This is a genomic window from Alphaproteobacteria bacterium, from assembly GCA_035625915.1.
Taxonomy (GTDB): Bacteria; Pseudomonadota; Alphaproteobacteria; order JACZXZ01; family JACZXZ01; genus DATDHA01.
Map to the genome: position 1 here is coordinate 14,635 of DASPOR010000210.1, position 25,697 is coordinate 40,331.

A 25,697-nucleotide genomic window follows, 5' to 3' on the forward strand; every position below is an offset into this window, starting at 1 on the left:
ATATGCTCACGACGTCGGCCTCGTCTCGATTGAGCGCTTCCGCACGGCGTCGATAGCCTCGTGCAAGTTTCCGAAAATGCGCTCTTCGCCGATTGCGGGCGTAATCCGGTGCCGGTCCATGTCGGCGCGAAGGTAAGGGCTGACCCGCGCAAAGACCGTATCGACCCCCCCGCGTGCAAGCGCTTCGAGCAGATCGCGCACCGTTTCTGCCGCGGAGAAGTCGATGTCCGTGATGGCGGACGCCTCGACGACAAGCCAGTGAACCGGTGCTGGCGCGTGCTTGACGAGTGCGCGAACTTCGTCGGCGAAGCCATTGACGTTCGCATAGAACAAATCTGCGCCAAAACGATAGACGATCAACCCCGCCTCGGTCTGGATTCCGGGTATTGCGGGTGCCGGCGCCCAAGCACCGCCCGGGCCTGGTGCAAGTACCGACGAATGCGGGCGATAGCTGTGCCGAACGTGCCTGAGGAGCGAAAGTGCAATCGCCAACAGAATACCTTGCTCGACACCTGCCGCGGCGACCGCGGCCGCGGTGGCAAGTGCGAGTTGGAATTCGCCGGGGCTTTCGCGAAGAATGTTGCGAAGTCCCGTCACGTCGATCATGCCGACCGCGATCGTGAGCACGATTCCCGCCAGCACGCAGCGCGGCAAGTATTGAAGAGGTCCGGTGAACGCGAGGAGGACGGCGAGTGCGATGGCCGCGAACACGAGTTGCGCGACCTGGCTCTGAGCGCCTGAGCGTTCCGCCATCGCTGTCTGTGTCGGGCTGCCATTGACGACGAAGGCGCCGCTGATGGCGGCGGCGGCGTTCGCGGCGGCAAGTCCGAGAATGTCCGCATCGGCATCGACCCTCGTGCGCTGACGGGCCGCAAACACGCGCGAGGTCGCCGCACTTTGCGCGATGATCACCACAAAGCACGATGCTGCGATCGGCAAGAGTGCTAGCACCTCGCTCCAGTTGACCGAAGGCAGCGATAGCGACGGCAACCCACCCGGCACGGGGCCGATGACGGCGATACCGTGTTCCGCGAAACCGAAGGCAGCACTCGCCCCAATCGTTGCGATCACCGCGATCAGAGAAACGGGAAAACGGGGCATGACAATACGCCCGAGCAGGATGGCGCCGACGACCGATATCGAGAGCATCAGCGTCGGCGCGTTGGCCGACCGTAGATTTTGCAGAATCTCCCACACTTGAGCGGGCGTGCCGTGGGCGTTAACGGTGACGCCCAGAATGTCGCCGAGCATGGCGATGCCGACTTGGAGCCCGACGCCGGCGAGAAAGCCAACCAGCACCGTTCTTGACAGGAAATCCGCGAGAAAGCCGAGCTTGAATATCCGTGCCAGGAACAGGAGGCAGGCGGTCAAGAGTGCCACGGCGCCGACGAGGGCGACATACTTGGTGCCGGCCGGCTCAGCCATGCGAGACAGCGAGCTTGAAAAGATCGCAGCGGTCGCCGAGTCGGCGGCGACGACAAGCTGGCGCGACGAACCGAAGACAGCAAACGCGACGAGCGGCAGTAGCACGGTGTAGAGGCCAGTGACGACGGGCATCCCGCCGATGCGCGCATACCCCAGCACTTGGGGAATGTCCATCGAAGCGAGCTTCGCTCCCGCCAATGCATCGCGCACGACATCGCCGGCACGGAGGGGACGGAGGCCTGCGAAGACGATCAGCGCCATTGTCGATCGGGCCGAAGCGACCCGGGCTCCGTTAGCGCGGATGTCTCACGTTTTGAAATCAAGATATGACGCAATGTCCCGTTCGATTATCCCGTGTTCGCGGGTTCGTTCATTCGGGCCGGGGGTAACTTTCGAGCCGTCCGGCAGCGGCGACTTCATCCATGACAAACATGCGGGATTAAACCGCCGCATTCAAGCGGCCATTCAAAGACGGATGCGTCGGCCCTCCTCGGCGGACCAATAGCCCGCATAATGAATTTTCATCGTTTCATAGGCCAATGCGAGATCGGCGAGCGGCTGTCGACCGGTCGCGACGCATTCCATGAAATCCTGGATTTCCTGCAGATATCCCCTTGTCCATTCCTCCTCGAGGCAAATGAATTGCCAGCCCGTTTTGCGATCCACTTTTTCGGTGATGTAGACATCGGCCAGTTTTTTCTCGTCCGTCAGATAGGACATCATGTGATTGTTCGGGGTGATGTTCGCGAACAGCGATCCGCCGGTGGTATAGGTTTCGATCACGCCGCGCACCCCGCCCATGATCGTGTCGCCCGCGAAGATCGTGCTCTTGGTTCCGTCCGAGAAGGTGAGGGTGAGCATTCCCCAATCTTCCACGTCGACGGGATTGGCGTTGATGAACGGCCGATCTTCGCGCGGGACCGAGGCCGACACGTTGCCCACGTCCGCACTTACATCCGTCACCGAGATCGACTCGCCTCGCGCCCGAGCCTCGACCTGCTTCAGATAGAGCACGGTCGAAAGCGGATGGCAGCCCATCCGGATCAGCGAACCTCCGCCGGTCATCGACCATTCGGCCGCATGGGCGGCGTGGGAGCCGCTGTGACTCTCCTCCGCCTTCATGAAGAGGATCTTGTCCTTCGTCGCCTTGAGAATCTCGGCCGTCTTCGTTACGGCCGGCGCGTAAATCCAATCCTCGGCGTACATAAAGAGTTTGCCGCTCGATCGGATTGCCGCACAAGTCTCCTCCATCTCTTCCATGATCCGGCCGTACATGGCTGACTTGGGCACGTGTTTGCCGATTGGGGTCTTGTCGCCGCTGCGACCGAAATACCCGGTGAATGGTTTCTCGCAGACGACGTGCTTTCCTGCCCGCATGGCCTCGACGATCATTTCGGCGTGCACGGCCGGCGGGGTGCAGATATCGACGACATCGATCTCCGGGTCGCTGAGCAATGCCCGATAGTCGCGATAGGTCCGAGCGATTCGATGTTTTTTCGCGAAATTCACGACATGATCACCCCGTGATGCGACGGCCACAACCTCGGTCGCGACCGAATAGACCCGCTCATAAGCGTGCATGTGCAATTCCGCGACGAAGCCGCTTCCGATCAGGCCGACCCTCACCTTCGTCATCGCAACGCTCCTTCAACCGATGCCCGGATCGAAGCTGGGCAGGGCCACCAGATTGGCGTGTCGGTCGACGACAGGCAAGACGCCAACTTTACACCGCCGCAAATCGAGACAACGTCGATCGACGACCTCCGGCCTATCGCTTTTCGAGCACCCCCAGAAGCCGAAATGCGGCAATCGGGCCAAGGACCGGCTCGATGACGCGTTCGAACCTCAGAATTGGAGCGGCAAAGCGCACTGGAAGGGCCGACCACGGTCGGAATCCACCGGAGAGCGGGTAGGCGAGGAAGCCGAATCGCACGCAACGGACTGTGCGGAGGGCGGGAACGAGCGCTTCGAGCCGCGGGCGATCGCGTCCGAAGAGCCGGGTCGGGATCGCCTGATTCGAGTCGTAGGGATCGCGATCGGGTGAGAGCCCTCCGGCCGCCAAAGGATCGTCCCCGAGGCGCACGGGCTCGGCATGGAAGAGTCTGTAAAGGAGATAACTGAGCGGCGTGATCGCCGGCTCGCACGCGACAATGCGCCCGCCCGACTCCAGCACGCGCACCGCCTCCTCGAGGAAAAGGCGCGGCCGTTCGAGATGATGCAGGACGTCGAACAGCACGAGATTTCGCAAGCTTCGATCCGCAAAGGGCAGTCGATGGGCGTCGGATACGAGATCGAGCCAGGGTGCGAATTGAATGTCCGCCGATAGGAACGCCGGCAAGTACGCCTTGAGGTTGCCGGTGCCGCCGCCGATTTCAAGCGTGCGGCCCCCGCTAGCACAGGCCGCCGCGATCCGCTGGTAACAATCCTCGTAAACGGCGCGCAGGACGGGCTTCGTCTGCCAAAGGGCGCGGTGGCGCTCGAGGGTCGGCTCCATATGCCGCGGATGCTGGCGGGCGATGGCGCCGCGTCAGGTCGGATTTTCGAGGCTGAACATCTCCGCGTCGTCGTCGTAGGAGAAAAGTTCCGCATATCGGCCCCAGCTTATCACCGCGCGAAGCGTGTGTTGCGCATCCTCCTCGGGAAGATGATCCTCGACCTCCGCCTCGAAGCGCACGCGGGGTGCTCGATGGCCGGGGCGCTCATCCAGCACACGGCGGATGTGTGCCGCGAGCGGTACCGAGCGTGTCAACTGCTCAGCGAATAGTTTCTTGCGCGCTTGCGTGTCGGCTTCGGCGAACACTTTTCCGCGCGGCGTTAGCTGAATATCGCCTTGCGCCAACTCGGCGAAACCGAAAAGCTGAAGCGTTTCGCCAATCGGGAACAGATCGTCGATTTCCATTTGAAGCGGTGCGCCGAGTGCCGGCAAGTCGGCACGTCCATTGAACGGCGGAGCCGCAACGCGCTCCATAAGACCGGCCATGAGGTTGACGGACACGCGCGGCAGTTTGTCGAAGAGGCCGAGTGCCGGCGCCTTGGCGGGCGCCCCCGGTGCCGTTGCCGGACGCGCCGTCATCTTCGCGTAGATGTCGTCGACGAGTTGACGAAAAGCCGGGTCGAGACGATTGCGCGGATGGGCGAACGGCACCTTGATTTCGGCGATGACTCGGCCTGGGTTGGACGAGAAGAGCAGGATGCGGTCGCACATGAAGACCGCTTCCTCGATGTTGTGGGTCACAATGAGCACCGATTTTATCGGCATGCGCTTCTCGGTCCAGAGATCGAGAAAGTCGGTGCGAAGCGTCTCCGCGGTCAACACATCGAGCGCCGAGAACGGCTCGTCCATCAAGAGCGTTTCCGGGTCGACGACGAGCGCGCGGGCGAAACCGACGCGCTGGCGCATGCCGCCCGAAAGTTCGCGCGGGTAGGCGGATTCATAGCCGTCGAGGCCGATCAGATCGATCGCGGCTATTGCGCGTTTGCGCATTTCAGTTTCCGGCAAGCCCTGCGCCTCGAGACCGATCTCGGTGTTCTCCAACACGGTGAGCCACGGGAAAAGTGCAAATGTCTGGAACACCATCGCGATTCCGTAGGCCGGGCCCGTGACGGGTGCACCCCGCCACGAGACCTCGCCCGAACTTGGCCTGATCAGACCGGCGATGATGCGGAGCAGCGTCGATTTTCCAGAGCCGGATCGCCCCAGAAGGCCCACGATCTCGCCTTCGCGCAGGGCGAGGTCGACATCGTCGAGCACGACGAGCTGACCACCCCCGGCCTTGGGGAATGCTTGCTGGACCTTCTGCACGCGGAGAAGCGGCTCGGCGGTAGGCGAAATCGTTTCCATCACAGCCATAATCAACCCCTCTCAGTCGAGACGAAGCCGCCGAGCGGCAAGTGCATAAAGCGGGCGCCAAAGCACGCGATTGAACAGGATGACGAATATAGACATCATCGCGATTCCGAGGACGATACGCGGGAAGTCGCCCTTCTCCGTCATTTCCGCGATGTAGGCACCGAGGCCGTGGGCGTTCAACTTCGTGTCACCCCACGACACGGCCTCGGAAACGATGCTGGCGTTCCACGCCCCTCCCGAAGCGGTGATAGCACCCGTGACGTAATAGGGGAACACGCCGGGCAGCATCACTTTGCGCCACCAGAGCCAGCCGCCGACGTGGAAATTCTGGGCGGCCTCGATGAAATCGGTTGGGAAGGTGCTCGCACCCGCCACGACGTTGAACAAGATGTACCATTGCGTACCGAGGATCATCAGGGGCGTGAGCCATATGTCCGGATTGAGGCTGAAATGGACGATGACCACCACGGCGACGGGAAAGAGCAGGTTGGCAGGAAATGCCGCCAGGAACTGCGCGATGGGCTGGACCTTCTCGGCGAGCTTGGGCCGCAGGCCGATCATGACGCTGAGCGGCACCCAGACGACTGTCGCAACAACAATCAGCACGATCACCCGGATCATCGTGTAGATGCCGAGCTCGATCACGGTCCCGACATCGCTCCACTTGAGCTCCTCGGATACGAAATCGACGATCGCCTGAATGGCATAGAAAGCGCCGACCGCGATAATCACGTACCATGCGATGTCGATCGCGAGTGAAACATGGGGATGAACGCGCACGCTGGGAAGTCGGTAGGACGCCCTGGGTGCGAGGCGAAGGCGCAGAAATTGCGTGAAGAGACGCTCTAACGGGTTCGAAACTTTCTGTAGGAAACGCGTGCGCTGGAGAATGGTGAGGAGCCACGACTCCGGTGCGATTTGGCCCGCCACGTTCTCGAAGCGGAACTTGTCCGCCCACGCGACCATCGGCCGGAACATAAGCTGGTCGTAGAGCCCGATCACGACAATCATGGTGAGGATCGCCCACCCGACCGACGCGAGGCTCTTCTCCTGGATCGCGACCGCCACGTAGGAGCCGATGCCCGGCAAGGTAATCTGTTTGTCCCCGACCGTGATCGCCTCGGACGCCACGACGAAAAACCACCCGCCCGACATGGACATCATCATGTTCCAGATCAATCCGGGAAGTGCGAAGGGGACTTCGAGATACCAATAGCGCTGCCAAGACGATAAATGGAACGACCGGCTCGCCTCTTCGAGATCGTGGGGTACTGTGCGCAGGCTTTGATAGAAGCTGAAGGTCATGTTCCATGCTTGACTCGTGAAAATCGCGAAGATCGCCGCGAGTTCGGGGCCCATCACGCTGTTCGGAAAAAGCGAAATGAAGAACGTGACCGTGAAGGACAAGTAGCCGAGCACCGGTACGGACTGCAGCACGTCGAGAATGGGGATGAGCACGAGTTCGAGGCGGCGGGATTTTGCGGCAGCCGTGGCATAGACCATGGAGAAGAGGAGGGAGGCGGCGAGGGCTGCGAGCATTCGCAACGTCGTCCGCAGCGCATAGCCCGGCAAGTTCCCGGGATCGAGCGTGACCGCCTGTTCCTGGAGAACGCCGATCGGAGCCGCCATCTCGCGCAAGCCGATTGCGGTCGCGACAAAAAGCGCGAAAACGATCGGAATAGCCACGATGTCCCACCGGTTCGGCAGGAAACTGCGTTCTTCGACCGCGCCTGTCAGATAGGGATGTTCACGCATCGCGGGCTCTCAACGTAAATCGGACGATTCGGATAGCCGGATTGTGGAATCTGCACCACCGGCCTTCCAGGGAGGCGTTCGCGCGCGGCGAAGCCTCGGATAGGTCGCTCGATCTACGTTGGGGGCTCCAGTGCGGTACAAAGTCGCCGCTGCATCGTGAATGCAGCGCACTCTCGAACGGTGATATCGCGAACTTGGAGGGTCATGGCTCACCTTTGGTCCCTCTCCTGGCGGGGCGGTCGAATGACCGGCTGGACCCAAGGTTGCCAGTCGCTACGTCCTAACTGCCGCCAGGGAGAAGCTTCTACTTCCCTGCTCTCCTGTAGAACCCATCGCGCGCATGCACCTATTCATTTGATCGACATCCGAGCATCGAAGACGCTGGGGCATCGATGGTGTCGTGTTTACGACAGGAATCGACTCTTGTCGACCGTGGATTTGTGACGGTTGAAACGATCCGTGCATGCGCCCGTGTCTGACGGAACGGGCCGGGGTAACTTGGCGGATCGCCGGATGGATGCGGATACCTTGCACGGGAAGACAACCGCGCCGCTCGTGGCCTCGTTCACCTTTCTAAGTCTTTGATTTAATGGTGGGCGCTGCAAGGATTGAACTTGCGACCCCACCCGTGTGAAGGGTGTGCTCTCCCGCTGAGCTAAGCGCCCGTGCCCTGAAGGCAAGGGGGCCATATAAGGGGGCGTCCCACGCCATGTCAAGGAATGCGCCCCGGCGGCGTGCGCCCGCTTGCATCCAGCGCGGCGTTAACGCCGGTGGAGCCATTCGTCGACTTGCCGCAACCACAAGGCGAGGTCGCCCTAACCCAAATGGCGAAGGGCATCGGGCAAGGCCGCCATGCGGTCGATCAATAGATCGGCGCCGAGGGCCTCGGGCGCGGTGCGAGGGTAGCCATAGGATACAGCGATGACCGGAACGCCCGCACGGCGCGCCGTGGCCACGTCGTTGGCGCTGTCGCCGACCATGACGGACTCGGTTTGTGCTGCCCCCAGGCGGCTCAGTACGGCCAAGAGATGTGCGGGGTGGGGTTTGTGGGCGGGTGCATGCTCGGGTGTTACCACCGCCAGGAAGTATTTTTCGAGGTCGAGCTGCCTCAGCACGTCGACGGTCGACCTCTCTGGCTTGTTCGTGCAAATTCCGAGACGAAGCCCTTGGCGTTGAAGCCGCTCAAGGGTTTCGGGAACGCCTGGGTAGGGCAGGGTGAGCCCTGCCGCGTCCGGGCCCTCGTAATATGAGAGAAAACGCTTATAGGACTGGTGCAAGGCCGCCCCATCCACGGCTTTGCCGGTCGCGGCGAAGCCCCGTTCGACGAGGCGCTCAGCGCCATCGCCGATCATCCGCTTCACCTCATCGAGCGTGACACCACCGCGACCCGCCTCGGCAAGTGTGCGATTGAGGGCACGATGGATATCGGGCGCGCTGTCGATCAGTGTGCCGTCGAGATCGAAGACGACGGCGCGAAACTTATGACCGTCAGGCGGACGAATCGACGGAATCTCTTCGAAGGGCGTGCGAGGATGGCGCATAGGGGCTTACAATCGTTAACACAAGTTGACTTGGTGTCGGGCCAGGGTCTATGGCAGTTTCGCGTGGGGTAGGGGCTCGGGCGTGGCAGCCTTTGTCGTTGTTCGATCTCGTCCCGCGCGCATCCGATCGATCGGGCGTTCGGTCGGCGTCAGGCTTTAGCCCAAATGGAGTGAGATGACCAAGGCAAATATCGCCGCCGTGATCCTTGCCGCAGGCAAGGGGACCCGCATGAAATCTGCTTGTCCGAAGGTGCTGCACCCGATTGCGGGTCAGCCGATGGTGCGTCATCTCCTTTCAACGGTCGAGCGGCTCAACCCTGCGCGGATCGCGGTTGTGATCGGACCGGACATGAACGACGTTGCGGCGGCGGTGGCCCCTCATCCGGCCATCACTCAGCACGAACAGCTCGGCACCGCTCATGCGGCACTCGCCGCAATCGATACGTTGCGCGGATTTGCCGGCGACGTCCTCGTGCTCTATGCCGATAGCCCTCTCATCACACAGGAATCGCTCGAACGGCTCCTTGCAGTACGACGAGCACCACCCTATCCGGCTGTCGTCGTGCTCGGCTTCCGTCCCGCCGATCCCGCCGAATATGGCCGGCTTGTGATCAAGGCCGACGGCGCCCTTGAGCGGATCGTCGAGTTTCGAGATGCCAATGCGGGGGAGCGCGCGATCACGCTGTGCAACTCGGGCGTCATGTCGTTCGACGGCGCGCGGATCGCGAGCCTTCTCGGCCGCATCGGCAATTCGAACGCCAAAAAGGAATATTATCTGACCGACGCCGTGGGCTTGGCGCGGGCCGAGGGCTTGGCCTGCGCCTATGTCGAGGCGCCCACCGAGGAGCTTCTTGGGATCAATTCCCGCGCCGAGCTCGCCGCAGCGGAGGCGACTGTGCAGCGAAAGCTGCGCGCGCACGCCATGGCGAACGGTGCGAGCATGACCGCCCCTGAGACGGTTTGGCTCAGCCACGACACGAGGCTCGGCCAGGATGTCTCGATCGGCCCGAATGTCGTCTTTGGGCCCGGCGTCGTCGTCGCCGACCACGTCGAGATTCGGGCCTTCTGTCACATCGAAGGCGCTCACATCGAATCGGGCGCCGTGATCGGCCCGTTCGCACGGCTTCGCCCCGGTGCCGCGATCGGCGAGAATGCCCATATCGGCAACTTCGTCGAAGTAAAGAACGCGAAGATCGGCGAGGGTGCGAAGGCCAATCATCTGACCTATCTCGGCGACGCACGCGTGGGTGCGGGTGCGAACGTGGGTGCGGGCACGATCACCTGCAACTACGACGGCTTTTCGAAATACGAAACCGATATCGGTGCCGGCGCCTTCATCGGCTCGAATGCGGCACTCGTGGCACCCGTGAAGATCGGCCGCGGCGCCATCGTCGGGGCCGGCAGCGTGATCACGCGAGACGTGGCGCCGGATGCGTTGGCGCTCGAGCGCGCTCGCCAAGGCGAGGTGCCGAACTGGGCGGCGAATTTTCGAGCACAGAAGGAGGCCGAGTCCGCCGGGAAGGAAAGTGCGAAGAAGAAGACCAAACGGGATAGCAGGAGCAGATAGGGAATGTGCGGAATCATCGGTATCGTCGGAAAGGAATCGGCGGCCCCCCGCTTGATGGCGGCGCTCAAGCGTCTCGAATATCGCGGCTATGACTCCGCGGGCATTGCGACGCTGAAAGACGGCGAGATCGAGCGTGTCCGTGCTGAAGGAAAGCTCGGCAATCTCGATGCACGCCTCAGGGAGCGCCCGCTTGTGGGGACCACGGGCATCGGGCACACACGCTGGGCGACGCATGGTGCGCCCATCGAGAACAACGCGCACCCGATTGCGACGAACCGCGTTGCCGTCGTGCATAACGGCATCATCGAGAATTTTCAGGAGCTGCGGGACGAGCTGGCGGCGCGCGGTCGCAAATTCGTAACGGACACCGATACCGAATCGGTCGCCCAGCTTCTGACCGCCTATCTCGATGACGGCCTTTCACCCGCGGACGCGATGGCGAAGGCCATGCCTCGGCTGCATGGCGCGTTCGCGCTCGTGATCATGTTCGCCGGGCGGCGGGATCTTCTGATCGGCGCGCGGCGCGGCGCCCCACTTGCGGTCGGACACGGCGATGGCGAGATGTACCTCGGCTCCGACGCGTCGGCTCTCGCTCCCTTCACGGACCGCATCGGCTATCTCGAGGACGGCGATTGGGTCGAGGTCGGCGACAACCGCGCCGTCATGCACGATGAGTCCGGTCGTGTCGTCGAGCGCGCGGTCAAGCAGACCAGGATGTCCGGTGCGCTGACCGGCAAAGGCAATTTCGGCCACTTTATGCTCAAGGAGATCTACGATCAGCCTTCGGTGATCGGCGACACGCTCCGGACGATGGTCAACCCGACGACACTTTCCGTCGCCTTGCCGACCGTCCCGTTCGACTTCGCGACGGTGAGCAAGCTGACGATCTCGGCATGCGGTACGGCGTTTTATGCGGGTCTCGTCGGCAAATATTGGTTCGAACAGCTCTCGCGCATCCCGGTCGAGGCCGATATTGCGTCCGAGTTCCGCTACCGCGAGGCGCCGATGGCGAAGGAAGGGGCTGCTCTCTTCATTTCTCAGTCGGGCGAGACCGCCGACACGATGGCTGCCCTCAAATATGCGCGCGAGCATAGCCAGAAAATCGTCTCGATCGTCAATGTGCCCGAAAGCTCGATCGCGCGGGCATCGGATTCGGTGCTTCAAACGCTTGCCGGTCCCGAGATCGGCGTGGCCTCGACCAAGGCTTTTACGACGCAGCTCACAGTGCTCGCATGCATGGCGGTCGCGGCGGCGCGCGCGCGTGGCGCCATCGATGCCAAGCGAGAGCGTCAGCTCGTGACAGCACTCATGGAAGTGCCGGCGCGTGCCGCCGAAGTGCTGAACCATGACGAGCGGATACGCGAACTTGCCAAGTCGATTTCTACCGCGCGCGACGTGCTTTATCTCGGCCGCGGCACGGGCTACCCCATCGCACTCGAAGGGGCACTGAAGCTCAAGGAGATTTCCTACATCCATGCCGAAGGTTACGCAGCGGGCGAAATGAAGCATGGGCCGATTGCCCTTATCGACGACGGCGTGCCGATTATCGTGATTGCACCTTCCGACGCGCTCTTCGAAAAGACCGCAAGCAATATGCAAGAGGCGATTGCGCGCGGCGGCAAGGTGATTTTCCTCTCCGACCGCGAGGGCCTCAGGAAGCTCGGTGGCAAGGCTGCGGCGACGATCGAGCTGCCAGATGTCGATCCTTTTGTGGCGCCGATCCTTTATGCCATCCCGGTTCAGCTCCTCGCCTATCATGCCGCCGTCATCAAAGGGACGGACGTGGACCAGCCGCGAAACCTGGCGAAGAGCGTCACGGTCGAGTAGTGAAGGGTGCTCTAACGTGAACCATCCGATCGATCACTTGGTCGTTTGCGTAAGGGACCTTGAGCGCGCCGGCGCCTTCTATGAGCGGCTGGGCTTCACGCTCACGCCGCGCGCGCGACACCCTTTCGGCACGGCGAACCGCCTCGTCCAGTTCAAGGGTCGTAATTTTCTCGAACTCCTCTCGGTCGCCGATCCAAGGCAAATCCCGCAGGCGCGGAAGGGGCAATTCAGTTTCGGTGCTTTCAACGCGGCCTATCTCGAACGCACCGAAGGCATGTCGATGCTCGTCTTCGCGAGTTCAGACGCGCGGCGCGATCATGCCGAGTTCGTGCAGCGCGATCTCGACACGTACGAGCCTTTCGATTTCTCCCGAACCGCGCGCCTACCCGATGGGCAAGAAGTTACGGTCGCGTTCTCGCTCGCGTTCGTGACCCATGCGCAAATGCCGAACGCCGCCTTCTTCGTCTGCCAGCAACATGCACCACAGCATTTCTGGAAGCCGGAATATCAAAGGCACGCAAACGGCGCCGACGCGATCAAGCGGGTCGTCATGGCCGCGGATCGGCCGGCTGAATTGGCGGAATTCTTTTCACGCCTTACGGAACCACCCGCCGTGACCGGCGGGGGCGAGGCGCTTCGCATCGCACTGCCGCGCGGCGAGATCACAGTCCTGACTCCCGCGCACTTTCGTGCCGACTATCCGACGAGTGGGTCCTTCGGGAATGGCGAAGGCCCACGCTTCGCCGCCTTTACCATTGGCATCGAGGACCTATCGGCCGTCGAGGCGCTGCTGCAGGAGAGGGGCATACCGCATCGGCGCAAAGACGGACGGCTGCAGATTTCGGCCGAACACGCCTACGGTGTCGTCATCGAATTCGAAACACGTGCAACGGCGTGAGCGAAAAAACCCCTGCCCGGGCATCCGGACAGGGGATTTCGTCACCAAGGAGCTGAGCCCTGCGGGGATCGATCAAATCCCCGCTTGGCTGATGAACTTGGTATTGAGGTAAGCCTCAATCGCCTCCGATCCGCCCTCCGAGCCGTAGCCCGAGTCCTTGACGCCGCCAAATGGCGTTTCCGGGAGTGCAAGGCCATGATGATTGATCGAGACCATTCCGCTCTCGATCGCACTTCCGATTGCCGCCGCCGTTTTGGCCGACTTGGTATAGGCGTAGGACGCGAGGCCGTAGGGCAGGCGGTTCGCTTCCGCGACGACACCCTCGAACGTCTTGAAGGGTGCGATCACCGCGACCGGGCCGAACGGCTCTTCGTTCATGATCCGCGCGTCCTGGGGCACGTCGGTCAGCACCGTGGGTTCGAAGAAGAAACCCTTATTGCCAATGCGCTTGCCGCCGGTGCGCACCTTTGCCCCCTTGGACGCAGCATCGGAGACGAACATCTCCATGGCTTCCACCCGGCGACCGTTGGCGAGCGGTCCCATCTGGGTCTTCTCGTCGAGGCCGTCGCCAACCTTGAGCGACTTGGCGTAGGTGACGAACTTGTCGACGAAGGTCTGGTAAACCGGCTCCTGCACGAGGAAGCGCGTCGGCGAGATGCAGACCTGCCCGGCATTCCGGTATTTGTTCGCGGAAAGTATTTTGGCCGCAACGTCGACATCCGCGTCGTCGAAGACGATCGCCGGCGCGTGCCCGCCAAGTTCCATTGTGACGCGCTTCATGTATTTGCCAGCCAGCATGGCAAGATGCTTGCCCACGGCCGTCGAGCCGGTGAACGAAATCTTGCGGATGACGGGATGGGGGATGAGATATTCCGAAATCTCCGCGGGCACGCCGTAAACGAGATTGACGGCACCGGCCGGAACGCCCGCGTCGGCGTAGCATCGCACGAGCTCCGCACAAGAGCCGGGGGTTTCCTCCGGTCCCTTGATGATGATCGTGCAGCCCGTCGTGAGGGCGGCCGAAATCTTGCGCACGGCCTGATTGACCGGGAAGTTCCATGGTGTAAAGGCCGCGACCGGGCCGACCGGCTCCTTCACGACGATCTGATAAATGCCATCGGCACGCGCCGGAATCACGCGGCCGTAGGCGCGTCGGCCTTCCTCGGCGAACCAGTCGATGGTGTCGGCGCCGGCCAACACCTCGAGCTTCGCCTGAGCGACCGGCTTGCCTTGTTCGAGCGTCATGATCTTGGCGACCGTGTCGGCGCGCGCGCGCAGGTTTTCAGCGGCCTTGCGCAAGATCTTGTATCGGTCGAAGGCGGAGACCTTGCTCCACGTCTTGAATGCCTTGGCGGCGGCGGCAAGCGCCCGATCGAGATCGGTTTTTTCCGCATGCGCCACCTTGCCGACCGGCTCCGCGGTGGCGGGGTTCAAGACCGTAATGGTGCGTCCTTCGGCACCCTGGCTCCAGGCACCGTCAATGAATAGCGATACGTCGGGATACATAGCTCCTCCTTGCGGCTTTTTCGGTGGCGCTCAATACGCGCGGATGGTGTTTGGCATAAGGTCCCGTTTCCGGGAATTCAAGCCCATTATCGCCAACGCCGTCGCATAGGGGTCATGAATTCGTGATTGATCGGATCGAGGGATCGGCGGGTCTTGGGATAGGGTTAACAAGCGCGCCAAGCCCCCCTATACTCGGTCCGAACGACGTGAAATCCAAGGGAGAAGCGCCATGCAGCTCAAGGACAAGAGCCTGTTCCGGCAGAAGTGCTACATCGACGGCGCCTGGGTCGACGCCGACGGCGGCCAAACCGTTCAGGTCAACAATCCGGCAACCGGCGAAATATTGGGCACCGTCCCTCGCATGGGTGCGGATGAGACGCGCCGCGCGATTGAGGCGGCGGAAAGGGCGTTTCCTGCCTGGCGCGCCAAGACCGCCAAGGAGCGTGCGAAAACCCTGCGCAAATTGGCGGATCTCATGATCGAGAATACCGATGACCTCGCTGTCCTGATGACGGCGGAACAGGGCAAGCCGCTCACGGAATCGAAAGGCGAGATCGCATACGCCGCGGCCTTCATCGAGTGGTTTGCGGAGGAGGGCAAGCGTGCCTATGGCGACACCATCCCCGGGCACATGGCGGACAAGCGCATCGTCGTGATCAAGCAACCCGTGGGCGTGACCGCAGCGATCACGCCGTGGAATTTTCCTTCGGCGATGATCACGCGCAAGGCGGGGCCCGCCTTGGCTGCCGGGTGCACGATGGTCGTCAAGCCCGCGACACAGACGCCCTATTCGGCCATCGCCCTCTGTGAGCTTGCCGAGCGTGCGGGAATTCCCAAAGGTGTCTTCAGCGTGGTGACCGGAGGTGCAACGGCGATCGGCGGGGAGATGACCTCGAACCCGATCGTGCGCAAGCTGTCCTTCACCGGATCGACGGAGATCGGCAAGCTCTTGATGGGACAATGCGCCGGCACGGTGAAAAAGATTTCCCTCGAGCTTGGCGGAAACGCACCCTTCATCGTGTTCGACGATGCCGACCTCGACGCGGCCGTCGAGGGTGCGATCGCCTCCAAGTATCGCAACACGGGCCAGACTTGCGTCTGCGCCAATCGCCTTCTCGTGCAGGACAAGGTCTATGAGGAGTTCTCGGCCAAACTCGCCCAGGCTGTGACCGGCCTGCGGGTCGGCAATGGGCTCGAAGAGGGCATCAACCAGGGCCCGCTCATCGATATGAAGGCCGTCGAAAAGGTCGAATCGCACATCAAGGACGCGGTCAAAAAGGGTGCTCGTGTCGTCGTCGGGGGAAAGCGCCATTCGAAAGGCGGCACCTTCTTCGAGCCGACCGTGCTCGCGGACGTGAAGCCAGACATGGCGGTAGCGCGCGAGGAAACATTCGGGCCCGTAGCGCCACTCTTCCGTTTCAAGAACGAGGGCGAGGCGGTTCGGATGGCCAACGACACGGAATTCGGGCTCGCGAGCTATTTTTACGGCCGCGACATCGGCCGCATCTGGCGCGTTGCCGAAGCACTCGATTACGGGATCGTCGGGATTAACACGGGCATCATTTCGACCGAAGTGGCTCCCTTCGGCGGCGTCAAGGAGTCGGGCCTCGGCCGCGAAGGCTCCAAATACGGCCTCGACGAGTTCCTTGAGATCAAATACCTCTGCATGGGAGGCATTTGAGCAAACGAACCGGGCGGTAGGACGCGCAGCGCTGCGATTGCTCGAGGAAAACGACGTCCCTCGAGGGGCGCTGCGTGAACCGAAGACGATTTAAACGATAAGACGACCTCGGTCGTTCTGCGGCCGCACGCTCGCATTGACCTTGGCGCAATCGGGAACTACCTCGCTGACGCTAATCTCAGGGACTTCCAATCCGATTAACCAGAGGTATTGCAGACCTAGGAATTTTGCGTGGCGCGCGAGACTTCCCCTCGCCGCCTCAAGAATAAACCCTCGTCGTTTGGCGTCACGCACGGACGTCGAATCATAGGGTTGAAAGGCTGAAACAATGACGAAATACGATTACGATCTTTTCGTGATCGGCGGCGGATCGGGCGGGGTTCGGGCAGGCCGGATCGCAGCGGGTTATGGCGCCAAAGTGGCTCTTGCGGAGGAACGTTATCTTGGCGGCACGTGCGTCAATGTCGGCTGCGTGCCCAAGAAGCTCCTTGTCTATGCAAGCCACTTCCATGAGCACTTCGAGGACGCCGCCGGCTTCGGTTGGGCGCTCGGCGAGCAGCGCTTCGATTGGGCGGCGCTGATCGCTAACAAGAACAAGGAAATCGCGCGCCTCAACGGCATCTACAGGAAATTGCTCGAGGACGCAGGCGTCAAGATATTCACTGCGCGCGCGCAACTCCTCGATGCGCACACGGTTGAGATTGCCGGCCGCCGGGTCAGCGCTGAAACGATCCTTCTCGCAATCGGCGGCTGGCCCACGATGCCGTCGATCCCGGGTGTTGAGCACGCAATCAGCTCGAACGAGGCATTCTTCCTCACATCCTTGCCCGCGCGTGTCGCAATCGTCGGTGGCGGCTACATCGCGTGCGAGTTCGCCGGAATTTTCAACGGCTTGGGAAGCCGGGTCACGCAGCTTTATCGCGGTCCCCTCTTCCTGCGCGGGTTCGATCGGGATGTTCGCGCGCATCTCGCCGACGAGGTGCGAAAAAAGAACATCGATCTTCGTTTCAACGTCGAAATCTCGCGGATCGAAAAAATCGGCTCGACCCTTCACGCCACGCTCGCGAGCGGTGACGCAATCGAGGTCGACTGCGTGATGTTCGCGACCGGCCGCGCTCCGCACACGAGCGGTGTCGGCCTCGACAAAGCCGGCGTCGAGTTGGACGATCACGGCGCCGTTGTCGTCGACGACTATTCGCGCACGAGTGCCGCCAACATCTACGCGGTCGGCGACGTCACCAACCGGATCAACCTCACGCCGGTCGCGATCGCCGAAGGACACGCCTTTGCCGACACGGTATTTGGCAAGGCGCCGACGAAGCCCGATCACGCCAACGTTCCCCACGCCGTCTTCAGCCAGCCGGAATTGGCGGTCGTCGGGCTGTCCGAAGAAACGGCGCGAGAACGCCTTCGCGCGGTCCGGATCTTCCGCACGAGCTTCCGGCCTTTGAAACACACCCTGTCCGGCCGCAACGAGCGCGCCATGATGAAGCTCGTGGTCGATGGGGAGACCGACAGGGTCGTGGGCGTTCACATGGTCGGGGAAGGGGCGTCCGAGATCGTGCAGGGCCTGGCCGTGGCCGTCAAGGCGGGGGCGACCAAGCGTGACTTCGACCGCACGCTTGGCATCCATCCGACGTCGGCCGAGGAGTTCGTCACCATGCGCAAGGCCGTGCAAGAACCCGAGCAGAAAGCGGCGGAGTAAAGCCCGGTGCGGCCGGGCCTCGGCCCCACGCCTGAATCACCTGGAAATTGCGCACCGTTCGTCGTATAGCATGGTCTTTCCGGCCCGCGACATCGAAGGACGCGAACATGGCAGCTCCATGGACGCCAGATAGCTGGCGCGCCAAACCCGCCCGTCAGGCACCGGTCTACGAGGACCCGGCGGCCCTCCAACGCGCCGAAGTGCAGCTCGCCAAGTTTCCCCCGCTCGTCTTCGCGGGCGAAGCGCGCAACCTCAAGGCCGAGCTCGCGCGCATCGTCGAAGGCAAATCCTTCCTGCTCCAGGGCGGCGATTGCGCCGAGAGCTTCGCCGAGTTTTCGGCGAACAACATCCGCGACAGCTTCAAGGTGTTCCTCCAGATGGCGGTGGTCCTGACCTATGGCGCCGCACTTCCGGTGGTCAAGGTCGGCCGCATGGCGGGGCAATTCGCAAAGCCCCGCTCGGATGAGAGCGAAACGAAGAATGGCGTGTCGTTGCCGAGCTATCGCGGCGACATTATCAACGGCATCGAGTTCGACGCCGCGGCGCGCCGGCCCGACCCGGCGCGCATGGTGCAGGCCTACAATCAATCCGCCGCGACCTTGAACCTGCTGCGCGCCTTTGCCCTTGGCGGCTTCGCGGATCTCCACAAGGTCCACCGCTGGACGCTCGACTTCGTCGGCTCCAGCAACGCTGGAACGCGGTACCGGGAGTTGGCCGACCGAATCTCGGAAGCGCTCGCCTTCATGGAGGCGTGCGGGCTTACGTCGGACACATCGCCGAGCGTGCGCGAGGTTGCGTTCTATACGTCGCACGAAGCCCTTCTCCTGCCTTATGAGCGTGCCCTGACCCGTCAGGACAGCTTGACGGGCGATTGGTACGATTGCTCGGCGCACTTGGTTTGGATTGGCGACCGTACGCGCCAGCACGACGGCGCTCACGTCGAATTCCTGCGCGGTGTGAAGAATCCGCTCGGCCTCAAATGCGGACCGTCGATGCAGGCGGATGAACTTCTGCGCCTCATCGACATCCTCAATCCCGCGAACGAGCCCGGCCGACTGACCCTGATCTCAAGAATGGGTGCCGATCAAGTTGAGAGCAAGCTGCCGGTGCTTATCCGGGCGGTGGGACGCGAGGGCCGCAAAGTTCTGTGGGCGTGCGATCCCATGCACGGAAATACGGTCAAGACCGGAAACGGCTTCAAGACCCGGGCCTTCGACCGCATCCTGCTCGAGGTACGGCGCTTCTTCGGCGTTCACCAGGGCGAGGGAACTTATGCCGGCGGGGTTCATTTCGAGATGACGGGCCAGGAGGTCACCGAGTGCATTGGCGGCGCCCAGGCGATCGATGAGACTCAGCTTGCGGATCGCTATCACACGCACTGCGACCCGCGTCTTAACGCCACCCAGGCGCTCGAGCTTGCTTTCCTTATCGCCGAAGAACTGAAAGCGCTCCGCCAAGGTCGGCCGGACCGTATCGCGGCGGCGTCTTAACGTCGGCGTCGAAGGCGGTTCGACGAAGTCAAGCGGCTCGCTACAAGTACCGTCGCACGCGCTTGCGGTACGCCAAGTATTCTTGGCCGTATTGCTGCGCGAGATACGCTTCCTCGCGCAAGACCTGCCGGTGGAACAGCCAAAAGGCTCCGCCCGCATAGGTCAAAAGTATCCAATTCGCGAAGATCAGGAATTCGCCGATCAAGACGATGGCGAAGGCCACATAGATCGGATTGCGGCTGAATGCGAAGATTCCGGTCGTAACGAGTCTGTCGGGGCGGTCCGTGTCGATCCCGACACGGAAGCTCCGCCCGAACGAAACGAGGCTCAAGAATAATGCCGACAGCCCCACTGCACAGAACAACACGCCGAGCCACGATACGGCGGAGGAATTGAAGAAGGCGTGCGAACCGATGCCAGCGAAACCGAATGCCGCCGCGAAGACGACATAGAAATAGAAAAGTGCGAACGGCAGGATCAAGAAATCCTTCTTGTCGATGACGCCGAATTTCAACGCCTTTATTCCACGCCTTTTCATCAGCCGGACGCGAACGAGCACCATGCCGAGCAATAGAACGAGCGTGAGTGCCCCGAAATACCTTGCCATGAATGTTCGCCCCCGATGTGGATGCCCGGGTCAAGCCTGGGCATGACGACTGGAGAAGGCATGACGAATGGAGAAGTCTTGGGCAATCCGGCTTGGATTTTGGCGCTTCGGCAGCGATTCAGCACTCTGCGCATAATACCTCAAAACCGTCATGCCCGGGCTTGACCCGGGCATCCACGCCTTTCAACGCTCGTGGCTTGATGAGTGGAGAGGATCGGAATCAACTGTTGGACCCTCGTGTGGCGAATCCGAAATTCGGCACAGCTGCGTGCGGGACCGTGAGCGAGTTTTGGATTCGCCACATGAGGGATTCGTAACAAATGTGGGCTTGACCGACTCTCGCGCACCCCCCTAGTGTGGCGGCCGTGGCAATGGGACCTGCTGTAGGGCGATGAACCCGAAGATCGATGACATTGCGCACCTGACCGACGCGTACTTCAACCGCTCGAAGGAAGTCGTCGGAAAGTTCGGCGACACGCGCGCGACCTACGCGATATTCATGCGCCGTCCGGTGATATCGGCACCCCGCCTTGCGATTGAGTGGCTCGAGGCGGTGGCGGAAAGTCGGCAAACCAAGTTCGATATCGAACTTAAATACCCTGAAGGCAAATGGGTGGGGGCGGGCGAGCCGCTCATCTATCTTTCGGGGCCGCTTTATCACCTGGTCGATCTCGAGACGATCTATCTCCAGAAGATCGGCTCGCCCTGTGTCGCCGCCTACAACGCATTCACCATGTGCGCGGACTTGCCAGAGGTTGCCTTCCTTGCCTTCGATGCGCGCCATTGCGCCGGCGGTGAAATGGCGGAGATGATGGCCTATGCCGCGGCGGTCGGATCGGCGCGTGCGCGGCGCAAGGTGGGCGCCAAAGGGTTCGTCGGCAACGCGACCGACGCGACGGCGCATTTTTTCGGGCAAAGTCACGGACTCGGCACCATGCCCCATGCACTCATCGGCTATGCGGGCTCGACGGTACGTGCAGCCGAAATGTTCCGCGAAGCCAACCCGGCGATGCCGCTTACGGTGCTGGTCGATTATTTCGGCCAAGAGGTCACGGATTCCCTCGCCGTCTGTCGCCGCTTTCCCGACCTTGCGGCGCGTGGCGACCTTTCGATCCGGCTCGACACGCCGGGCGGACGCTTTGTTGAATTCCTCGATCCGCCCGGTTCTTATGCGGCCATCGAGCGAAACGCGCCTGACGCCATTCGTGGATACCGCACCGATACGGAGCTGCGCTATCTGATCGGGCCAGGCGTATCCGCGGCGGCAATCTGGCACGTGCGGGAGCGGCTCAACGAGGCCGGATTCGACAAGGTGAAGCTTGTCGCCTCGTCGGGCTTCAGCCCGGCAAAGTGCAAGGTGATGGCAGAGGCGCGCGCCCCAATCGATGCGATCGGCACTGGCTCCTACTTGCCCGAGAGCTGGAGCGAGACCTACGCAACGGCCGATATCGTGGCCTATGACGGCGTCGCCCGGGTCAAGGTGGGGCGCGAATGGCTCCTCCGCCAGAAGTAGGGTTGCCATAAGGCCGGTCCCATTGACATGCCCTGTCCCCCGCCATAGCTTCAATGTTGCGGCGCAATAGCTTAGGGGCGTCCATCCCGACGTCGCCTCAGCGCCGCGAAAGCCCCTGACCCGAGCATGACCGACAACCTTTCCATTGCACTGGCGCAGCTCAATCCGACCGTTGGGGACATTGCCGGGAATATCGACAAGCTCCGTGCCGCGCGAGCGGAAGCGGCCAAGTCGCAGGCTGACATTGTCGTCGCATCCGAACTGGTGGTCTCAGGGTACCCCCCCGAGGATCTCGTGCTGAAGCCCGCGTTCCAGGACGCGATCGAGTCGGCTGTCAACGCATTCGCCAAGGAGACCGCCGACGGCGGTCCGGCCCTGATACTCGGTACCCCTTGGCGAGGCCACGGCAAGCTTTTCAATGCGGCATTGCTGCTCGAGGGCGGGGCGGTATCCCGGACACGTTTCAAGCACGATCTCCCCAATTACGGCGTTTTCGACGAAAAGCGCGTCTTTGCAGCCGCTCCGCCGCCCGGTCCGATCGTCTTCAAGGGTGTGCGTTTGGGACTCATGATTTGCGAGGACATGTGGTACCCCGAGGTGAGCGAAACGCTCGCTGAGTCGGGGGCCGAAATTCTGATCGTGCCGAACGGCTCCCCCTTCGAGAGCGACAAAGTCGACGAGCGCCTCAATTTGGCACTCACCCGCATTGCCGAGACAGGATTGCCGCTCGTCTACGTGAATCAGGTCGGCGGGCAGGACGAACTCGTCTTCGACGGTGCCAGTTTCGTGGTCAATGCGGACAAGAGCCTTGCCGCGCAGGCCATGGCATGGCGCGAACAAGTCATCACCACGCGCTGGCGGCGCGATGGGGAGAAGTGGCGGTGTGTCGAAGGGCCGATCGAGACGGTGGCGAACGGCCTCGATTCCATCTATCAGGCTATGATGCTCGGGGTGCGCGACTATGTCGGCAAGAATGGCTTCCCCGGGGTTCTCATCGGACTTTCGGGCGGCATCGATTCCGCCATTACAGCGGTCGTGGCGGCCGATGCCCTGGGGCCGAAGCGTGTGCATTGCGTGCGTCTGCCGTCGCGCTTCACCTCGGACCATAGCATGGCGGACGCGGAGGACCTCGCGAGGCTACTCGGCTGCGAGCTCGATACGATCTCGATCGCACCCGCGATGGAGGCGTTCGATGCGATGCTGGCACCGGCGCTCGGCGGCAAGCCGACGAACGTTACGGCCGAGAACATTCAGCCCCGGGCGCGCGGGCTGACGCTTATGGCCCTCAGTAACGCCAAGGGGCACATGCTGCTGTCGACTGGCAACAAGTCGGAGATGTCGGTTGGCTACGCAACGCTTTATGGCGATATGTGCGGCGGCTACAACGCGCTCAAGGACGTTTACAAAACGACCGTTTACGCGCTTTCCCGCTGGCGCAACCAGGTGCATCCGGAGGGGGCACTCGGTCCCGCCGGACGCGTCATTCCGGAGCGCATCATCGCCAAGGCGCCGACCGCGGAACTCAAGGCCAACCAGCTCGATCAGGATACACTGCCGCCTTATGAAATACTCGACGGTGTTCTCGAATGCCTGATCGAGCGCGAGATGCGCCCCGAGGCGATCGTCGAAAAGGGCTTCGACCGCGAAACTGTCATGAAGATCTGGCGGATGCTGGATCGGGCCGAATACAAGCGTCGGCAAGCCCCACCCGGCGTCAAACTCACACGCCGCGCCTTCGGGCGCGACCGGCGCTACCCCATCACCAATCGGTTCAAGGGCTAGGTTCGGGGGCATGACGGTCGCCGTACGAATAGCGCCGAGCCCCACGGGCCGGCTCCACGTCGGCAACGGCCGTCCCGCACTCGTTAATTGGCTCTTCGCGCGCAAGCATGGCGGCACATTCCTCTTGCGGATCGATGACACAGATGAGGAGCGGTCAACTCGCGCTTACGAGGAGGCGATCGAGCGCGATCTCACATGGCTTGGACTCGTATGGGACCGGTTTGCCCGCCAATCGGATCGGCTTGGCCGCTATCACGAAGCAACGCGAAAGCTCACCGCGATGGGCCGCCTCTATCCCTGCTACGAGACGCCGGAAGAACTCGAAATCATGCGCAAGATGCGGCTCTCCCGGCGCCTGCCGCCGGTCTACGACCGCTCCGCACTCAAACTCTCCGATGAACAAAAGCGCAAGCTCGAGGCCGAGGGGCGGTTGCCCCATTTTCGTTTCCGCCTTACGGACCGGCCCGTCGAGTGGGACGATCTTGTGCGTGGCAAAGTGCGATTCGAGCCGGGCCATTTCTCCGATCCCGTGCTGGTTCGCGCCGATGGCAGGCCGCTTTACATGTTCGCCTCCGTTGTCGACGACCTCGACTTTGATATCACGCACGTGATCCGCGGGGAGGATCATGTCACGAACACCGCGCCGCATATTGAGCTGTTCGAAGCGCTAGGCGGGGACGCGCGGGCGCTGCACTTTGCGCATCTGCCGCTGCTCACCGATGCGAGCGGTGGCGGCTTCTCGAAGCGGCTCGGCAGTATGTCGCTGGCCGAATTCCGCACGAGCGGCATCGAACCGATGGCGCTCAACAGTCTGCTCGCGAAGCTCGGCACCTCGGATGCGATCGAGCCGCGTCAGACGCTCGGCGAGTTGGTGGCCGAATTTGACCTTTCCCATTTCAGCCGTGCGACACCGAAATTCGACGTCGAGGAGCTTAATCGCCTGAACGCTCGTCTTCTGCACATAACGGCCTTCGACGCCGTGGCCGGCCGGCTCGAAGCCCTTGGACTTCGCGGCGTCGACCGCGCGTTTTGGGAGATCGTGCGCGGCAACCTGTCGCGTCTCGACGATGCGGCGATCTGGTGGCGCATCGTTCATGGCGATATAGCACCGCTCATCGAGGACCCAGCCCTCGCGCGCACGGCGGCGGGTCTGCTTCCGCCCGAGCCGTGGAACCATGACGTCTGGCCGGCGTGGACGGCGGCAATCAAACAATCGACGGGACGGAGTGGGAAAGCGCTCTTCCATCCTTTGCGTCTTGCGCTCACCGGACGGGAACGCGGTCCGGAGCTTGCCCACCTTCTCCCGCTCATCGGTCGGAGAAAGGCGGCGGCCCGACTTCTTGGCGAGACCGCTTAGTGACAATCGCCGAGATGCAGCCAACGCGCAAACGTTCCTGGCTAAGATGCTGTGCCGATGCGGCAGCGGCTTTCGTGCCGCCACGCATCGTGGCAACCGCCTGCATGGTGTGCTGTTTATCGGCGCCCGCTCTGGCCGCCGACAAGTGGGTCGAATATCGCTCGGATGTCGGCAAGTTCGCGGCACTCTTCCCCAGCGCACCTACGGAGCGTTCCGACCCTCCCGGTGCCGGCTCGGTGATCTCCCACGAATTCGTGGTCGAACTAGGCGGCACGACTTATGTCGTGGGCTTCGACGACTTTGCGACCAACGCATTCGCCCACAAAGATCCACAACGCATCCTCGATCAGGCGCGAAATAATCTGGTGACGGGTCAGCCGGTGAAGGTCCTCGTGGACAGGCACATCGCCCTCGACAAGCACCCTGGACGCGAGATCATATTCGCCGACGATGTCGGCTACACGCAGATGTACCGCATTTACCTGGTGCACGACCGCCTCTATCAGACGATCACGGGTGGCCCTCCCGGTAGCGAAAAGAGCCGCGATACGCTGCGTTTTCACAACTCATTCAAGATTCTCGGTCCATGAGCGGGCCAAATGCCGTCGAGCGAATTTCCGCTCACGCGGGATTGTGCGCCATTTTGGCGAGCCTCGCGATGCTTTGCGTCGGTATTGCGGCGTCCGGGCAGGATATCTGGCGTGAATTCCGCATGCCTGAGGCCGATTTCGTGGTAACCATGCCCGGCGCGCCGCATGTCGTCAGCCGCAACACGGACCCTAGCGGAACGACGTTTCGGCAATATGTCCTGGAACGTACGCCGGTTACTTTCAGCGTTTCATATCTTGTTTTCCCGTCGGGAACCGTCCAGCGCGCGGGTGCTGAGAAGGTCATCGACGTTGCGCGCAACACGCTCGTCAAGGAATATGGCGCCAAGGTGCGCGAGGAAAAGGCGCTTGCGTTCGGCGGGGGTACTGCGCGCGACGTAACGCTGGAATTGCCCGAATCCGCCGGCCAAGCGGGCGGCATCGCGAAGCTCAGGGTTTACGTCTTGGGCGATCGGCAATATACGCTCATGGTGTTGACGTCCCCCGGATTCGAGCAAGGCCCTGGCATCATGCGTTTTCTCGATTCGTTTCGGATCGTCGAGCAATAGCGGCATCGACCGCCGATGCCGTATTTGCTACGACTAG

The 25,697-nt window shown here is 62.2% G+C and carries 19 protein-coding genes and 1 tRNA gene; 11 read left to right on the forward strand and 9 right to left on the reverse strand.

What is annotated here, in order from left to right; all coding sequences use genetic code 11:
* Nucleotides 1-6: 6 nt before the first annotated feature.
* From VEJ16_17165 to gph, 7 genes are all read right to left on the reverse strand, one after another.
* A complete protein-coding gene (locus tag VEJ16_17165) occupies nt 7-1,686 on the reverse strand; it encodes a SulP family inorganic anion transporter (protein HYB11395.1) in 1,680 nt (559 codons plus the stop codon).
* Between the two features lie 204 nt (nt 1,687-1,890).
* Nucleotides 1,891-3,060, reverse strand: coding sequence for a Gfo/Idh/MocA family oxidoreductase (locus VEJ16_17170; GenBank protein HYB11396.1), 1,170 nt, complete (start codon nt 3,058-3,060; stop codon nt 1,891-1,893).
* 133 nt (nt 3,061-3,193) lie between these two features.
* On the reverse strand, nt 3,194-3,919 hold the full coding sequence (locus tag VEJ16_17175) for a methyltransferase domain-containing protein (protein ID HYB11397.1): 726 nt from the start codon (nt 3,917-3,919) through the stop codon (nt 3,194-3,196).
* A 33-nt stretch (nt 3,920-3,952) separates the two neighbouring features.
* Nucleotides 3,953-5,275: a nitrate/sulfonate/bicarbonate ABC transporter ATP-binding protein gene (locus VEJ16_17180; protein ID HYB11398.1), complete on the reverse strand. Its 1,323-nt coding sequence runs from the start codon at nt 5,273-5,275 to the stop codon at nt 3,953-3,955.
* A gap of 12 nt (nt 5,276-5,287) precedes the next feature.
* Nucleotides 5,288-7,030 carry an ABC transporter permease subunit gene (locus VEJ16_17185; protein ID HYB11399.1) on the reverse strand — a complete coding sequence of 581 codons (1,743 nt, stop codon included), beginning with the start codon at nt 7,028-7,030 and terminating at the stop codon, nt 5,288-5,290.
* A gap of 590 nt (nt 7,031-7,620) precedes the next feature.
* Nucleotides 7,621-7,695, reverse strand: a tRNA-Val gene (locus tag VEJ16_17190).
* A gap of 150 nt (nt 7,696-7,845) precedes the next feature.
* Nucleotides 7,846-8,571 (reverse strand): phosphoglycolate phosphatase, encoded by a 726-nt coding sequence (gene gph / locus VEJ16_17195; GenBank protein ID HYB11400.1) that lies wholly within the window; start codon nt 8,569-8,571, stop codon nt 7,846-7,848.
* A gap of 175 nt (nt 8,572-8,746) precedes the next feature.
* On the opposite strand from gph, the gene glmU reads away from it, so the two are divergent.
* Genes glmU through VEJ16_17210 form a run of 3 tightly spaced genes read left to right on the forward strand, consistent with a single transcriptional unit; the run spans nt 8,747 to nt 12,863 of the window.
* Nucleotides 8,747-10,138, forward strand: a complete 1,392-nt coding sequence (gene glmU / locus VEJ16_17200) for a bifunctional UDP-N-acetylglucosamine diphosphorylase/glucosamine-1-phosphate N-acetyltransferase GlmU (protein ID HYB11401.1) — start codon at nt 8,747-8,749, stop codon at nt 10,136-10,138.
* Between the two features lie 3 nt (nt 10,139-10,141).
* Nucleotides 10,142-11,965 (forward strand): glutamine--fructose-6-phosphate transaminase (isomerizing), encoded by a 1,824-nt coding sequence (gene glmS, locus VEJ16_17205; protein ID HYB11402.1) that lies wholly within the window; start codon nt 10,142-10,144, stop codon nt 11,963-11,965.
* Between the two features lie 16 nt (nt 11,966-11,981).
* The gene (locus VEJ16_17210; GenBank protein HYB11403.1) at nt 11,982-12,863 is read left to right on the forward strand and encodes a VOC family protein; all 882 of its coding nucleotides are present in this window, start codon (nt 11,982-11,984) and stop codon (nt 12,861-12,863) included.
* A 72-nt stretch (nt 12,864-12,935) separates the two neighbouring features.
* Here VEJ16_17210 and VEJ16_17215 read toward each other — a convergent pair whose 3' ends face one another.
* Nucleotides 12,936-14,369: an NAD-dependent succinate-semialdehyde dehydrogenase gene (locus VEJ16_17215; GenBank protein HYB11404.1), complete on the reverse strand. Its 1,434-nt coding sequence runs from the start codon at nt 14,367-14,369 to the stop codon at nt 12,936-12,938.
* A gap of 229 nt (nt 14,370-14,598) precedes the next feature.
* Between VEJ16_17215 and gabD the strand changes: the two genes are divergently transcribed.
* From gabD to VEJ16_17230, 3 genes are all read left to right on the forward strand, one after another.
* On the forward strand, nt 14,599-16,050 hold the full coding sequence (gabD, locus tag VEJ16_17220; GenBank protein ID HYB11405.1) for an NADP-dependent succinate-semialdehyde dehydrogenase: 1,452 nt from the start codon (nt 14,599-14,601) through the stop codon (nt 16,048-16,050).
* A 328-nt stretch (nt 16,051-16,378) separates the two neighbouring features.
* Nucleotides 16,379-17,755, forward strand: coding sequence for a glutathione-disulfide reductase (gene gor / locus VEJ16_17225; protein HYB11406.1), 1,377 nt, complete (start codon nt 16,379-16,381; stop codon nt 17,753-17,755).
* Between the two features lie 107 nt (nt 17,756-17,862).
* Nucleotides 17,863-19,245 (forward strand): 3-deoxy-7-phosphoheptulonate synthase class II, encoded by a 1,383-nt coding sequence (locus tag VEJ16_17230; GenBank protein ID HYB11407.1) that lies wholly within the window; start codon nt 17,863-17,865, stop codon nt 19,243-19,245.
* Nucleotides 19,246-19,285: 40 nt separating this feature from the next.
* On the opposite strand, the gene VEJ16_17235 is transcribed toward VEJ16_17230, so the two are convergent.
* Nucleotides 19,286-19,852 carry an isoprenylcysteine carboxylmethyltransferase family protein gene (locus VEJ16_17235; protein HYB11408.1) on the reverse strand — a complete coding sequence of 189 codons (567 nt, stop codon included), beginning with the start codon at nt 19,850-19,852 and terminating at the stop codon, nt 19,286-19,288.
* Nucleotides 19,853-20,243: 391 nt separating this feature from the next.
* Here VEJ16_17235 and VEJ16_17240 point away from each other — a divergent pair, with 391 nt between their 5' ends.
* The 5 genes from VEJ16_17240 (at nt 20,244) to VEJ16_17260 (ending at nt 25,660) form a co-directional block, all read left to right on the forward strand.
* Complete coding sequence (locus VEJ16_17240; protein ID HYB11409.1) at nt 20,244-21,365, forward strand: nicotinate phosphoribosyltransferase; 1,122 nt, start codon at nt 20,244-20,246, stop codon at nt 21,363-21,365.
* Between the two features lie 126 nt (nt 21,366-21,491).
* Nucleotides 21,492-23,147, forward strand: a complete 1,656-nt coding sequence (locus VEJ16_17245) for an NAD+ synthase (GenBank protein ID HYB11410.1) — start codon at nt 21,492-21,494, stop codon at nt 23,145-23,147.
* 10 nt (nt 23,148-23,157) lie between these two features.
* Nucleotides 23,158-24,504: a glutamate--tRNA ligase gene (gltX, locus tag VEJ16_17250; protein HYB11411.1), complete on the forward strand. Its 1,347-nt coding sequence runs from the start codon at nt 23,158-23,160 to the stop codon at nt 24,502-24,504.
* On the forward strand, nt 24,504-25,094 hold the full coding sequence (locus VEJ16_17255; protein ID HYB11412.1) for a hypothetical protein: 591 nt from the start codon (nt 24,504-24,506) through the stop codon (nt 25,092-25,094). Before gltX ends, VEJ16_17255 begins: the two co-directional genes overlap by 1 nt.
* A complete protein-coding gene (locus VEJ16_17260; protein ID HYB11413.1) occupies nt 25,091-25,660 on the forward strand; it encodes a hypothetical protein in 570 nt (189 codons plus the stop codon). Before VEJ16_17255 ends, VEJ16_17260 begins: the two co-directional genes overlap by 4 nt.
* Nucleotides 25,661-25,697: the final 37 nt, after the last annotated feature.